At 36.7% G+C, this 14985-nt stretch carries 8 protein-coding genes; all 8 read right to left on the minus strand.

The window, feature by feature from the left end:
• Positions 1-37: 37 nt before the first annotated feature.
• The 8 genes from ACZ0AH_RS07645 to ACZ0AH_RS07680 all read right to left on the minus strand — a co-directional run bounded on the left by ACZ0AH_RS07645 (position 38) and on the right by ACZ0AH_RS07680 (position 14422).
• Positions 38-1654 carry a sulfatase-like hydrolase/transferase gene (locus ACZ0AH_RS07645; protein ID WP_463475219.1) on the minus strand — a complete coding sequence of 539 codons (1617 nt, stop codon included), beginning with the start codon at positions 1652-1654 and terminating at the stop codon, positions 38-40.
• A 236-nt stretch (positions 1655-1890) separates the two neighbouring features.
• A complete protein-coding gene (locus tag ACZ0AH_RS07650) occupies positions 1891-2610 on the minus strand; it encodes a thioredoxin domain-containing protein (RefSeq protein WP_463475220.1) in 720 nt (239 codons plus the stop codon).
• Positions 2611-2615: 5 nt separating this feature from the next.
• Positions 2616-3680 carry a sterol desaturase family protein gene (locus ACZ0AH_RS07655; protein ID WP_463475221.1) on the minus strand — a complete coding sequence of 355 codons (1065 nt, stop codon included), beginning with the start codon at positions 3678-3680 and terminating at the stop codon, positions 2616-2618.
• A gap of 408 nt (positions 3681-4088) precedes the next feature.
• Entirely contained in the window at positions 4089-6014 is a 1926-nt protein-coding gene (locus ACZ0AH_RS07660; protein WP_463475222.1) for an arylsulfatase, read from the minus strand.
• 61 nt (positions 6015-6075) lie between these two features.
• Positions 6076-7971: an arylsulfatase gene (locus ACZ0AH_RS07665; protein ID WP_463475223.1), complete on the minus strand. Its 1896-nt coding sequence runs from the start codon at positions 7969-7971 to the stop codon at positions 6076-6078.
• A gap of 228 nt (positions 7972-8199) precedes the next feature.
• The gene (locus ACZ0AH_RS07670) at positions 8200-9768 is read right to left on the minus strand and encodes an arylsulfatase (protein ID WP_463475224.1); all 1569 of its coding nucleotides are present in this window, start codon (positions 9766-9768) and stop codon (positions 8200-8202) included.
• A 27-nt stretch (positions 9769-9795) separates the two neighbouring features.
• Positions 9796-11274, minus strand: a complete 1479-nt coding sequence (locus ACZ0AH_RS07675) for a RagB/SusD family nutrient uptake outer membrane protein (RefSeq protein WP_463475225.1) — start codon at positions 11272-11274, stop codon at positions 9796-9798.
• A 16-nt stretch (positions 11275-11290) separates the two neighbouring features.
• Positions 11291-14422, minus strand: a complete 3132-nt coding sequence (locus ACZ0AH_RS07680; protein ID WP_463475226.1) for a SusC/RagA family TonB-linked outer membrane protein — start codon at positions 14420-14422, stop codon at positions 11291-11293.
• Positions 14423-14985 lie beyond the last annotated feature (563 nt).

The raw sequence follows: 14985 nt of genomic DNA on the forward strand, positions 1-14985 counted from the left end.
TGAAAACCTTGCAGGTTGGGAAATATTCAATTCGAATTTATAGATCAACAAAATATTTTTGTTTGCCAAAATCGAATTCATAATGCGTTAAATTTGGCCATAAAGGTTTTACCAAACCTTTTTCCCAGTTTTGCAAAGCAAGATGTAATTCTTTTACTTTAGCCGGATTTTTTTGAGCCAGATCTGTTGTTTCAGACTTATCGTTTGCCAGATTATAAAGCCATTCTTCGTGTGTTTTTCCGCTGATGATTAATTTCCAATCACCGCTTCTGATTGCTTTTGCATCGCCGGAACGCCAGTACAACGTTTTGTGTGCTTCCTTATTTTTATTAACTGTACTTACAAGATCTACACCATCGTAAATTCGGTCTTTTGGCAAATCTGAATGAATTGCAGCCACAACGGTACTAAAAATATCCAATGTACTTACCGGAGTTTTATAAATGGTATGTGGTTTGATTTTTCCTTTCCATGACAATGCAAACGGAACATTAATCCCGCCTTCAAAATGAGAAAATTTTCCGCCTTTAAGAGGCGCATTTGTTGTTGCAAAAGTATAATCGGCACCACCATTATCGCTGGCAAAAAAGATAAGCGTATTATTTTCCAGACCTTCTTTTTTAACTTTGGCCCTGATTCTTCCAATGGCATCGTCAAGAGCGCTGATCATAGCAAAATACACACGTTTGTTTTCGTCTTTAACATTCGGAAAACGATCGTAATATTTTTTTCGAACCTGAAAAGGCGTATGTGGCGCATTAAACGGAACATACAATAAGAAAGGTTTGTTTTTATTTTTATCGATAAAAGCTTCAGCTTCATCAGCAAATGTTTCGGTTAAATAGGCTTTGTTGTGAATGATCGTTGTATCACGCCGAATTTGTCCAATGCCGACACGGCCATTTCCCCAAATCATTTTATCGGTAAAATCTTTGTGATGGTGGTTGATAATATCCGGATTATCATCTTCCGGAGTATATAGCGAAAATGCCTGATAGAACCCGTAATGATAATCGAAACCACGATCTAAAGGAAAAAATCCTTTGTTGTGCCCAAGATGCCATTTTCCGATAATTGCCGTTGCATAACCTTCTCTTTTGGCCAGATCTGCAAATGTAATTTCAGATTGTGGCAAACCTTGTGTGGCTATAGACGCTTCATTTGGATAATTTATTTTTGGATTTAATCTCCAATTATTGGTATTCATCAAATATTTAAAACCATAATATTCCAAGTTATTTTTTGGATATCGGTCTCCGGGTTGAAATTCATGTCCAAAACGTTCCTGATAACGGCCTGTAATCAGTCCGGCTCTTGAAGGCGAACATATAGAAGCCGATACATAAGCATCTTCAAATGTTACTCCTGAAGCTGCCAAAGAATCAATTTGTGGTGTTGGTGTAGATTTTCCTCCGTATAAGGAAATATCATATTTTCCTAAATCATCCGCAAGAAGAATGATAATATTTGGTTTTTTGAATGAGGAGTCTGTTCGGACTTTTTCAGCCAGAAATTCTTTTTTTCCTTCGAGTAATTTTGCGTTCGGTTTTAGTAAAGTTCCGTCTGTATTGATGGGAAAGAATAAAAATAAAGCTATTATAAAAAGTACAACAACTATAGAAAGGATAATCTTTTTTGTTTTTGATAATGCCATAGTTTTGATTTTGATGTTTGAGAATAATGTTTTTAACCACAATCTTTGACAAAGATTTAAGCTCAGTTCTTACCCGCATTTTTGTCATTCGTAATATTGTGGTTAAAAAATAAACCTACAAGGTTTTGAAAACCTTGCAGGAACCTAAAACTTTGACAAAGCTTATTTAAGGTTAAAAATAGCCATAGATTTTAGAAAAAATCTGCCAAATCTGCGTGAAAAAAACTTAAAATTAATTATTTTGAAGCTAAAGCCACATCAACATCATTTTTCAAATTGCCTAAACCGTCTTTTTTGAAAACAATTTTTCCGTCTTTGTATAAAATCAAGGTTGGGAAAACTTTTACTGTTTTTAAATCGGCGATTACTTGCGGACTGTCTTCCAGATCAATTTCTACGATTTTAAGATTGCTTCCGTATTGGGCTTTGATGGTTTCTAAAACTGGTTTAACTTTCTTGCACGCACCGCAATAAATAGAACCAATATCAACCAAAACATCTTTGTTTTCAGCAATGATTTTTTTGTATTCGGCTAAAGTTAATTTGCTTTTTGTATTGGCATAAAACGGTTTTCCGTTTCCAATCCAGTTCGCAATTCCGCCTTCTAAACTGTATGCTTTCTTAAAGCCTTTTTTTAGTAAATCATCTGCCAGCCAAACGCTTCTTCCTGCACCGATAGAGTAGGTGAAAACCGGTTTTGTTTTGTCTAATTTTGCTATTTGAGCAGCATAATCTTTAGATTCCAGATTAAAATTTACCGCATCATTAATATGGTTCAGTGCAAATTCTTCAGGACCTCTGGCATCTATTATCTGTGGTTTCTTTTCGTTTTGAATTTTAGCATAATACACCTCTAATGAAATTGTATTTGAACTTTTTTCCTGTGAAAAACCAATTATAGATAAAAACAGTATTACGATGGTAATACTGTTTTTGATTGTTCTTTTTTTCTTCATCACTTTTAAGATTGTGCCTGTTCGTAATAAACCGGGCTTGGGGTAACATTCTCTACCGGCTTTACTTTTAGAGGAAACGATACAACACCTTCGGCAAGCGGGCTTCCTTCTTTTTTAGATTTGAATATCGGCCATAAAAATTGTGCGTACCATTCTTCTTGTTTGTATGATTTTGTTCCGTATGATTCTGGGAATTTACGCGTGATTAAACCAGTTCCGAAGATAACATCCCAGATAAAAAACATGTTTCCAAAGTTTCCTTTAAAGTGTCCAACACCGTCACCGCTTGTATCAGCATGATGTGCGTGATGTGTTGCAGGAGTAGAAATTAAACGTTCTAAAACCCACGCAATTGGATGTAAAACTTTGTATTTGTAAAACGGTTTGTCCCACGCAAGGCTTGAATGCGCTCCCAAAGTGATAAAACTTTTAACAACCAAAACGAATAAAGCAGGTAATCCTAAACCTAAATAGGTTAGAGTTGCTGTTAAGTAAATTTGAGAAAAGAAAACCGTATAAATAAAGTTTTGTCTGGATGCCATCGCCATTCCCATATATGGAGCCGAGTGGTGTGTTCTGTGAAATCTCCATAAAAATGGTACCTGATGGTGCAAACGGTGGTACCAGTATTGCGTTAAATCATCGGCAATTGCGATCAGGAAAAATCCTCCCCAAAACGGAACCCATGAAAGTGAATTAGCAAGATTCGGGATTAAATAGGGTAAAGCTGTTAAGCTGAAAAAAGCAATTACAGGTGGTAAAAGCAATTTTGGCGCAAGAAAACAAATGATATCAATTTTGCGTTCCTGACCTGTCCATTGATCGTCGTATAAACCAGCACCAAATTCGATAACGCCAAGAATAAGCATAAAAGCGGTTAATCCCCAGGTTCTGATGTGCTCGAATGCGGGTTTCGAAAATTCTAAAAATGATGGTAACGAAATGTGCGATTCTGCAACAACACCATTTGTTAGTTTAAAATAAAGGAAAATTGCCAATACAGGCAAACTATATATTAATAAACTGATAGTTAAATCTCTTGTTAGTTTTTCTTTTTGAACTATTGCCATGATTTCTTATTTTAATAAATTATTAATTATTGCTAAACCTCCCGCCAATATTGCTAGCGGAACTAAAAAACAATCGCTCCCACGATGATTTTTTTGCCTATTATTTCATAGTCTACTCGTTTCATGATTTCTTTTTATGTGTTGTTGTATATTTTTAATTCTTTAACGTGTTCTGATAGCTATATTTAAGCTAATAAAATGTAAAAATAAAAATAAAACTTCTAATTCTATAGATTTAGTCGAGTTTTATTTAATTGTTTTAAAAAAAATGTTATAATCCTCATCTTATTTTGATTCTGCAAGGTTTTCAAAACCTTTACTATGATTTTAATTTATAAGGCTAAAATAACTTTGCTGTAGATTTTAAACCTACAAGGTTTTGGAAACCTTGCAGGTTGAGAATCAATATTAGTTAGAACTTCCTGCGCTTCCTGGTTTAGAAGCTTGCTTAACCAAATCCTGAAGCGTTTTTCCTTTGTCTGCTCCTAAATTGTGTATTCTTCTGTTGTACACATCTTGCCAGTCGATAAGCGGATAAACGTTGTTTTCTTTGGCTTGTTCATCAAACAATTTTTTAAGCTCGGCTAATTTTTCAGGATATTTTTTAGCCAGATTGTTACGCTCGTTGAAATCTTCGTTTAGGTTGTATAATTCCCAAACATCAGTATCAAAATTGCTTGCGACAGGTTTTTCATCTTTACCCAATGATTTTTTTACAGCAAATGAATCTGGTAAATGTGCTGCTCCGGCTTTCCATCCATCTTTGTAGATTGCTCTGTTTCCAAAAATATAATAGTATTGAACTTTGTGCGAAGATTCCGCTTTAGCGTCATTTAGCGAAGCATATAAAGATGAACCCTGAATAATATCCTGTTTTATATTTTTGATATATTCCGGAGCTTTGATTCCGGCAATGTCTAAAGTTGTTGGCAATAAATCGGTTACATGGCTGTATTGATTTCTGATTCCGCCTTTTTCTTTAATTCCTTTTGGATAAAAAACAATCAACGGATTGTGTGTTCCTCCTTCAGATTGTGCGTCTTGTTTCCAGTTTTTGAAAGGTACATTTGTAGCCTGTGCCCATCCTAACGGATAATTGGTATTCAGCCCTTTTGCGGTTCCAATTTCGTCAATATTTGCTAAGTTTTTCTTTAGGTTTTCATCATCAGAAGTTCCTTGAGAGAATAAACTTTGGTTAATTGTTCCTTCGGTAGTTCCTTCTTTACTGGCTCCGTTGTCTCCAATTGCTACAAAAATTACAGTATTATCTAACTGATTGCTTTCTTTTAGATAATTTACCACTCTTCCAACTTCATAATCGGTATACGTCAGGAATCCTGCGTAAACTTCCATAAAACGAGCATACACTTTCTTTTGATCCGGAGTCAGTTTTTTCCAGTCTGTAATTAACGGATTGCGTTCCGGTAAAACGGCATTTGCGGGAATTACACCCAATTTCTTTTGGTTTGCAATTACTTTTTCGCGGTACGCATCCCAGCCTTCATCAAATTTTCCTTTGTATGGATCGCTCCATTTTTTAGCTACCTGATGCGGTGCGTGCGCTGCTCCCGGTGCATAATACAAGAAAAATGGTTTTCCAGGTGCGGCTTTTTGTTGTTTTTGAATATAACTAATGGCTTTATCGGTAATTAATTCGTTTAAGTGACGCCCGTCTGGCGTAATATGAACCTGATCTTCCACTAAATCAGGATTGTACTGATCGGTTTGCGAACCTAAGAAACCATAGAAATGATCGAAACCTTTTCCGGTTGGCCATCTGTCAAATGGTCCTGCATCTGTAGCATCTTCATCCGGCGTTACACCATATTTACCAACGGCAAAAGTGTTGTAACCGTTTTCACGTAAAATCTCGGCAATTGTTCCTTTATCAGCTGGAATTTTTCCGTCCCAACCTGGGAAACCTGCAGATAAAATAGTGTGGGAGAAACCGCTAACATGCACTCTTCCTGAATTTCTTCCGGTTAATAAAGCCGCACGTGTTGGCGCGCAAATAGCCGTTGTATGAAAGTTGGTATAGCGTAAACCGTTATTAGCCAAAGCATCAAAAGTAGGTGTTTCGATCAAACCTCCAAAAGCGCTTGAAGCTCCAAATCCTACATCATCTAATAAAATCCAAACCACGTTTGGTGCGCCAGCCGGAGCTTTTACAGGTTCTGGCCAATATTCTTTAGAATCGGCTAATGTTTTTCCGATTACGCCTTTGAATTCCTCTGGTTTATCTTGTGCAAAGCCCAATTGTACAATAAGCAATGCAGTAATCAAAAGTCCCTTTTGTGGGCTTTTGATTTTTTGGTTAAGTTTAAATTTTTTCATTATTTCTTTTTTAAAATATTTTGGTTGTTCTATGGATTTAGTATGATTTTTAGCTAAAATTTTATTTGTTTGCTTTGGTCAATAATTCCTGAGCAGATTTGCCTTCGGTGGCTGGTGTTTTGTGTATTTTTCTGAGGTAAACATCTTGCCAGTCTATCAAAGGATAGAGGTTATTTTTCCTGGCCTGAACATCAAATAGTTTTTTTAGTTCGGCTAGTTTTTCAGGGTATTTTTTAGCCAGATCTTTTCTTTCGTTGAAGTCTTCGTTGATGTTGTACAATTCCCAAACATCTTTGTCAAAATCACTTGGCGGAAGATTGGTTTTGTTATTCAAAGCTTCTTTTACTTCAATTGAATTGGGATGATGTGCCGCAGCGGCTTTCCAACCGTCATTATAAATGGCTCTTGATCCAAAAATGTAATAATGCTGAATTTTATGTGCTGATATTGCTTTTGCATCATTCAAAGAATTATAAAACGAATATCCCTGAATAGTATCTTGCTTAATTTCTCTAATAGATTCAGGTGCTTTAACTCCCAAAATATCAAGCGTTGTAGGCAAAATATCAATTACATGGCTGTATTGCGTTCTGATTCCGGGTGTTTTGATCCCTTTTGGATAATAAACAATTAACGGATTGTGTGTTCCTCCTTCAGAATTGGCGTCTTGTTTCCAATATTTAAAAGGTGTATTTGTTGCCTGCGCCCAACCTAACGGATAATTTCCATAAGTTTGAGGAGTTCCAATTTCACCAATTCGGTTTAAGTTATTTTGGAAAACTTTTTCTTCTGTATCACCATTTACATACGTTAGTCTGTCAACAGTACCTTGAAGCGTTCCTTCTTTACTGGCTCCGTTATCACCAATTAAAACAAAAACAACAGTATTTTCTAATTGATTGCTTTCTTTTAAATAATTAACCAATCTTCCTATTTCATAATCTGTATAAGTCAAATATCCGGCGTATACTTCCATGAATTTTGAATAGACTTTCTTTTGATCCGGTGTTAATTTTTTCCAATCGGCGATAAGCGAATTGCGTTCCGGCAAAACAGCATCAGCAGGAACAACTCCTAACTTCTTTTGATTGGCCAGTGTTTTTTCGCGGTAAGCATCCCAGCCATCATCAAATTTTCCTTTATACGGATCACTCCATTTTTGAGCTACCTGATGAGGTGCGTGAACGGCTGCCGGAGAATAGTATAAAAAGAATGGTTTTCCCGGTGCTGCTTTTTGCTGTTTTTGAATATAGTTAATCGCTTTATCGGTAATTTGTTCGCTAAGATGTCTTCCGTCAGGCGTAATATGCGCTTGATCTTCAATTAAATCCGGTTTGTACTGATCTGTTGCTGAGCCTAAGAATCCGAAGAAATGTTCAAATCCTTTTCCGGTTGGCCAATGGTCAAAAGGTCCGGCATCTGTAGCTTCTTCATCAGGCGTTACGCCATATTTACCTACGCCAAAAGTATTGTATCCTTTGTCGCGTAAAATTTCGGCAACGGTTCCGTTTTTAGAAGGCAATCTTCCGTCCCAACCCGGAAATCCTGCAGACATTATCGTGTGCGAAAATCCTCCAACATGCACTTTATGAGAATTGCTTCCGGTCAATAAAGCCGAACGGGTAGGGGCGCAAATGGCTGTTGTATGAAAATTGGTATACCGTAATCCGTTATTCGCCAAACTTTCTAAAACAGGCGTTTCAATCAAACCTCCAAAAGCGCTCGAAGCTCCATATCCTACATCATCCAAAATAATCCAAACCACATTTGGAGCGCCTTTAGGAGCTGTAACCGGTTCCGGCCAATATTCTTTAGAATCGGCTAATGTTTTACCTATAACTCCTTTAAATTCTTCCGGTTTTGTTTGTGCAAAACCCAATTGCGCAAGAAGTAACGCAGAAATTAAAAGTCCTTTTTGCGGACTTTTGATTGCAATGTTATTTTTAAACTTTTTCATTAGATTAAATTTTTAGTTATTTAATGCGTAATACTGTTTAATTCTGCTATTTTAACTCGTTAAGTGTAATGTTTAAACAAATAGAAACATAGACTCTGGCTTCTGCAAAAAGGCGTTTCACTTAGTTTAAATGCACATAGTTGACTATGTGAAAGAAATGTATTTCTTTTTGCATTCTTTTTAGATATAAAATCTATGTTTCTATGTTTAAATATTATACCCAGCGAGTTATTTTATTTTATTCCAATCTTCGACACCTACTTTTGCTGACCATTGCTGATGTAATTCAATCAGGGATTGGAGTAATTTGGGTTCTTGTTTTGCTACGTTTTTTGTTTCCGTTCTGTCAGTTGCAAGATTGTACAATTCCCAAGGCTGATTGTTTTCGGCTACAGCCTTCCATTCTCCTTTTCGTATTGCTTTACTGCCTTCATGTTCCCAAAACAAAGCTTCATGTGCCTCAGATTGTTGTCCTTCAAATTCCTTTTTTAAACTAATACCTTCTAAGGGCGTTAGTTTTTTTCCCTGAAAAGAATCCGGATATTGAAAACCGGCATACTCTAAAAGAGTCGGAAAAATATCAATCACATGACTTATCCTATTGCTTACTGTTCCTGCCTTAATATGCTTTGGATAATAAGCAATAAAAGCGGAAGCAATACCGCCTTCGTGCGTGTTCTTTTTGAATAATTGAAAAGGCGTATTGCTCACATTTCCCCACGGACTTTCGTAACTATCGATTGACGCAGCTGAACCTGGTGTTCCATTTTTTTGTGTCACATAATTCCAGTTTTTCACATCATCGGCACTTCCTCCATTATCCGAAAGAAAAAGAACGATTGTATTATCTTCTTCTCCCAAAGCCTTTACTTTCTGCAGGATTTCTCCAATTCCGGCATCCATTCGGTCAATCATAGCAGCGTAAATTGCCATTCGGGTATCCCATTTATCTTTTTCTTCGGTACTTAGTTTTTCCCAATCCGGCACTTTTTCAAAACGATTGGATAAATCCCAGTTTTTATCAATGATGCCTAGTTCTTTCAATTTTTTAAAACGGCTTGCTCTCAATTTATCCCAGCCTTCGAGGTATTTGCCTTTGTATTTTGCAATATCTTCCGGCAATGCCTGAATGGGCCAATGCGGCGCATTATAAGCCACATAAAGGAAAAAAGGCTTTTGCTGATTTCTTTGTTTTTCTAAAGAATGAAGCGCAAAATTGGTTATTTCCTGAGTCAGATAAGTAGAGCTATCCTTGCGAATAATTTCTTTATCTCCTTTCAAAAAAGTAACTTTTCTACCGTCGTTGTACAAAGGTTCTGAGTTGAAATAACTGCTTCCGTTATTTTGTAACGTAAAAGAATCATCAAACCCTCTATTCACCGCCCAGGCTGATGGTACAAGACCAACGTGCCATTTTCCGGAAACAATCGTGTTGTATCCTGCCTGTTTGAGTGCTTGCCCAATCGTGATACAATGCTCGTTTAAAAATCCCTGATAGGCCGGAAATCCTTTGTCCTGAACCATATCACCAACTCCTGCCTGATGCGGATACAAACCCGTGAGCAATGAAGCGCGGGAAGGACAGCAACGCCCGGCATTGTAAAACTGCTTTATAATAAGCCCGTTTTTAGCGAGCTTATCTAAGTTTGGCGTTTTAATTTCTGAGCCAAAAGCACCAATATCTGAGAAACCTAAATCATCGGCCAAAATGACGATGATATTAGGTTGCTTTTTCTGTGCCAATAGCTGAAATTGTGCAACAAGCAAAAGGGCAAGAATGAACCGTTTTTTAATCATTTTATTTATTTGGGTGTAAGCCTTTTATTAATTGCCGTATCCTGGATTTTGTGGTAAACCAACCGGGTCAATATTTCTTTCGCTTTGCGGAATCGGATATAAGTTATTACGTTCTGAAACCGAGTTTTTAGCCGTTACTTTTTTCACTTCGGTTACCAAAGTTCCCCAACGTACCAAGTCAAACCAGCGTTGCCCTTCCTGAACAAACTCTTTTTTGCGCTCTTCCTGAATGGCCGCTCTAAAAGTAACCTGAGTTAATCCTGATAAATCTACTGATGCATCCGGCGTTGCGATTGGTTTTGCAAAAGCTCTTCTTCTTACCTGATTGATCAATTCGTAAGCTTCCGGCGTTGGCGCTCCCTGCTCATTTATCGCTTCTGCTAAAGACAATAAAATATCTGCATAACGAATGATCGGGAAATTGATCGACACGTTTCCTGGTGTTGCTAAATTGTTCAGGTCAAGATATTTGCTGAAAATTGGTTTGGGAAAAGTATAAAGCGTTCCGGTTGTTGGAGTCAATAATTGTTTTTTATAACTAACATCTCTTCGAACATCTCCCGGAGCATAAATATCATAAAATAAAGCTACGTCAGAGATAATATCTGCTGGTTCTGTAGCCGTAAATCCTGTGAATGAAGTGCCTTGAAAATTATTTCCGCTTGATCCGTTTCCGGCTTGATTTGGCTCAAATTGTACAGAGAAAATATGTTCTTTTCCGTTCTTTTTTGTTTTAGTAAAAATATCCTGAAAGTTTTCAAACAATGCATAACCGTAACCACCATTAATAACTTCTCTTGCTTTTAAGATTGCATTTGGCCAATCTTTTCGGGTCAGATAAACTTTTGCCAAAATTGCTTTTGCGGCTCCGGATGTAGCACGTCCGGCATCAGCGGCACCATAAGTTGCAGGCAGGTTTTCGGCAGCATTTAAGTCTGAAATAATTTGTGTATATACTTCATCAACAGTTGCTCTGTTGGCTTTCAAACTTTCTAATTCAATAGAAGTAGGTTCGTGTAAAACAATTGGAACTCCGCCCCAGAGACGAACTGCCTGGAAATACAATAATGCTCTGATGAATTTTGCTTCGTTGATTAATCTGGTTTTCACCGTTTCGTTACCGGTTACTTTCGGAATATTATCAATAGAAACATTGGCTCTGTTTATTCCAGTGTAAATTTGGCGCCAAGCTACCTGAACACGGTCATTAGTGGCATCGTGAGTCAAACTGCTCAAGGCTCTTACCTGAGGATTAGTTGCCGAAACTCCTGCCGATGCATAATCAGATCCCATATCGGTAAGGAAATATAAATTTCTTCCGAATAAACTTTGTTCTCCCGGATCTAAACTCAAAGAAGCATATACGGCATTTACACTCGCAGTTGCATCGTCTTGCGTGTTAAAAAAATTGTCTTCGGTTACAAAAGAGGTTGGTGTTACCTCTAAGTCTGCGCACGATGAAAATAAACCGGCGCTTAGTATGATTGTTATTATAATCTTTTTCATTGTATGTATTTTTTACTTAGAAAGTTACGTTCAGGCCAGAAATGAATGTTCTTGCATTTGGATAAGAACCAAAATCAATTCCCGGGTATAAGTTATTTTGTTCATAAGAGCTTACCTCTGGATCAAATCCGGTGTATTTGGTCCATGTAATCAGATTTTCGGCTGATACATAGAATTTGATACTTTTTGTTCCCAGTTTTTTAGAAACACTTTTAGGTAAAGTATATCCAAGCGTGATCAGTTTTAATCTTAAGAAAGAAGCATCTTCTACATAACGCTCAGAAACAATTCCCAGAGGAGAACTTGATGCTCTTGGGATTTCGTTGCTTGGATTTGTTGGTGTCCAGCGGTCGTTAAGAGTTGACGCAGCGTTTGTACCAAGTGTAGAAATTTCTAATTGTTGGTTCAAAGCATTGAATATTTTTCCGCCATAAGATCCCTGGAAAGAAAAGTTCAAATCAAAATCATGATACGAAATCGTGTTGCTGAAACTTCCAACAAATTTTGGCTGAGAACTTCCAAGATTTCCTTTGTCAAGTGCTGTAATTACACCGTCTCCGTTCGTATCAACATATTTTCTGTCCCCAACTTTAGTATTGGCCAAACTGTTTATTTTTGGCTGTGTATTCACTTCTTCCTGCGTCTGGAAAATACCTGCGGTTCTGTATCCCCAGAAAGTTCCTAATGGCAATCCTACTTTTACAGTTACGGGCTGTTGCTGCAATAAAGATCCGTTTGGAACTACCGGAAAAAACTGATCAACTCCATTTCCTATCGAAACTACTTTGTTTTTATTGGCAGAGAAAACAAAATTAGAATTCCAGGAGAAGTTTTCTGTTTTTACATTTTCTGTATTCAAGCCAATCTCAATACCTTTATTTTCAACACCTCCAATATTCTGAAGAACAGAAGCATATCCTGAAGTAAGCGGAACCGGAACGCTTATAAGCAAATCGTTTGTTTTTTTGTAATACACATCAAATACAAAATTTATTTTTCTGTCTAATAATGATAAGTCTAAACCAACATTATATTGATTGGTTTTTTCCCATTTCAAATCCGGATTTGACAATCGGGTAGGAGCTAATCCTGTGTATAATGTTCCTCCAAAAGAATAGTTTACAGAACCCATTTGCGCTAAAGAAAGGTAATTGCCAATTTCCTGGTTTCCTGTTGTTCCAGCCGTAATTCTAAGTTTAGCTTCGGTTACACCTTTTATGTTATTCGCAAATTCTTCATCTGTAATATTCCATGAAAAACCTGCTGATGGAAAATAACCCCAAAGTGATTTTGAACCAAATCGTGAAGAACCATCCGCACGTCCGGAAAGTGTAAAGTTGTATTTTCCTTTATATGAATAGTTTACTCTTGTTAACCATGATTTTAAAACGCTTTCGAATGCATCGCTATACGGTTTTACTGCAACACCATCCTGCAAAGCGTTATATTCATTGGCATCATTCACAAAAGTTTGTGCACCGGCATTTACGACTTCACCTTTAGTATATTGAAGTGTGTATCCTCCTAAAACAGAGAACTTATGATCGTCTCCAAAATTAGTGTTGTAGTTCAACGTGTTTTCATCTAAAACTGAACTTACAATTCTGTCCCCAACGGATGCCAAACCTTTAGTTCCGGCGCCGTTTGTTGTATTTGCCGGAGCATAATAGTTTTGTTTTGTATTGATAACATCGCCGCTGACAGCAACTTTAGCCACTAATTTTTTAGTGATTTTATATTCACCAAATAAGCTGGTTAAAATTCTGTTCAGTTTGGTTTCGTTGATTGTATTTACCAAATCATTAATAGGGTTTGGAACAAAACCATTAACCGAAGTTGCGTAAGGGTTATTGGTTACATTATAACTTCCGTCAGGATTTTTAATAGGAACTACCGGAGCTATTAATAAAGCACTAACAATTGGGTTTGGCTGTCTTCCGGAACTTGCGCCGCCATTTGTACCAATACCATTTGTTGTGGAGTTGCTGTAGTTGACATTTACACCAAATTTAAAAGCTTCTGAATAGTTTCTTTCATAATTGGCACGAAGCGAAATACGTTTGAAATCAGACCCGATTAAAACTCCTTGCTGATCAAAATATCCTGCAGAAACGGCATATCTGGAACGATCATCTCCGCCAGAAAAGGTCAATTGATGATTTTGTACCGGAGCAGCAGTTCTAAAAAGCGCATCCTGCCAGTCATAACTTCCGGAAGTTTTAAAAGCTTCTATCTGAGCTGCAGTAAAAGAAGGCGCCTGTCCAATACTTGCCTGCACATCGTTGCGCAAACTTGCCCATTGCGAAGCATTCATTATATTCAGCTTTTTTGAAACGGATTGTACGCCAAAATAACCCTGGTACGAAATATTATCTTGCCCTTTAACACCTTTTTTAGTCGTAATAATGACAACACCATTTGCACCACGAGATCCGTAGATTGCAGTTGCCGAAGCATCTTTTAATACTTCGATAGATTCAATATCACCCGGATTAATGGTAGAAAGTACGTTGGTAGTTGCACCTCCAAAAGATACACCTGCAGTACTATTATTATTGTCATTGTAAATCAAAACACCGTCTACTACATAAAGCGGTTCGTTTCCGGCTGTGATTGAGTTTCCTCCTCTAATACGAACGCTTGAAGATGCTCCCGGACGTCCGGAACTTTGTGTAACTACCACTCCGGCAACAGCACCTCTTAATAAATTATCTGCAGATGAGGTTACCTGAGATAAATTAGCTTTAGGAACAGAGGCTACAGAACCTGTAATGTCTTTTCTCTTTTGAGAACCGTAACCTACAACTACAAGTTCGTCTAATTCCTGACGTTCTTCTTTTAAGTTAATCGTAATTGGATTTTTATCAACTACGATTTCTGCTTTTTTATATCCAATGTAACTTATTATTAAAGTATATGGAAATTTTTGTCCGGTTTGAAAATAAAATTTTCCTTCTGCGTCAGTCTGAACTCCGTGAGTAGTACCTTTAATTACTACAGAAGCTCCAATAATGGGTTGATTGGTAACATCATCTACAACTGTTCCGTCCAGTTTCGATTGTATAAGCGGTGTGGTATTTTGGGCATTAATTCCTGCCGATAATAACAGGAGAAAAAGCAATGAGTATATGTTTAATATTTTTTTCATTTCTTTGTATTGGTTTTAAGTAATTAACAAGGCGCCCTGAAAGTTGAATTTTCAACTCTCTAATGGTGTTCTTGATTTAGTGATAAATGTTCTTTAAGCCTCGCCATTTCTGTTGCCGCAGAAATGGCTTTTTTTATTTACAGCAATAGGTTTGCATCTTTTTCATTTTAGTTTTATTTTAGTTATTAGTCATTTTTTAATTTACAGGTATAGTTTTAAGTATCTTGTTTAATACAAATAATGCATTAAACAGACTTTTGTTAATTTCAATATTAAGTAATTGGTGTATTTATAAGAGATTCGATTTTTAAATCTGATGTGTTAAATAAGAAAATCAGATGACGAATAAATTGTGGTGGGAATTAGCAACAGAAACACATATAACATAAAGTGTTATAAGTATAGTTTTCAGAAAGAATGTTATACGATATGCTTGCGGTTGTTTTCAAAATTTAGTTTTTTTGGTTTCAAATACTATTTTAAACTCTACTAATCCTATAGACAAAGTTAATTTTAATATAATAAAATCCAAAAATTTGTTTAAGTTTTTTTTTAAATGATGC

Source organism: Flavobacterium sp. AC105 (assembly GCF_979258495.1).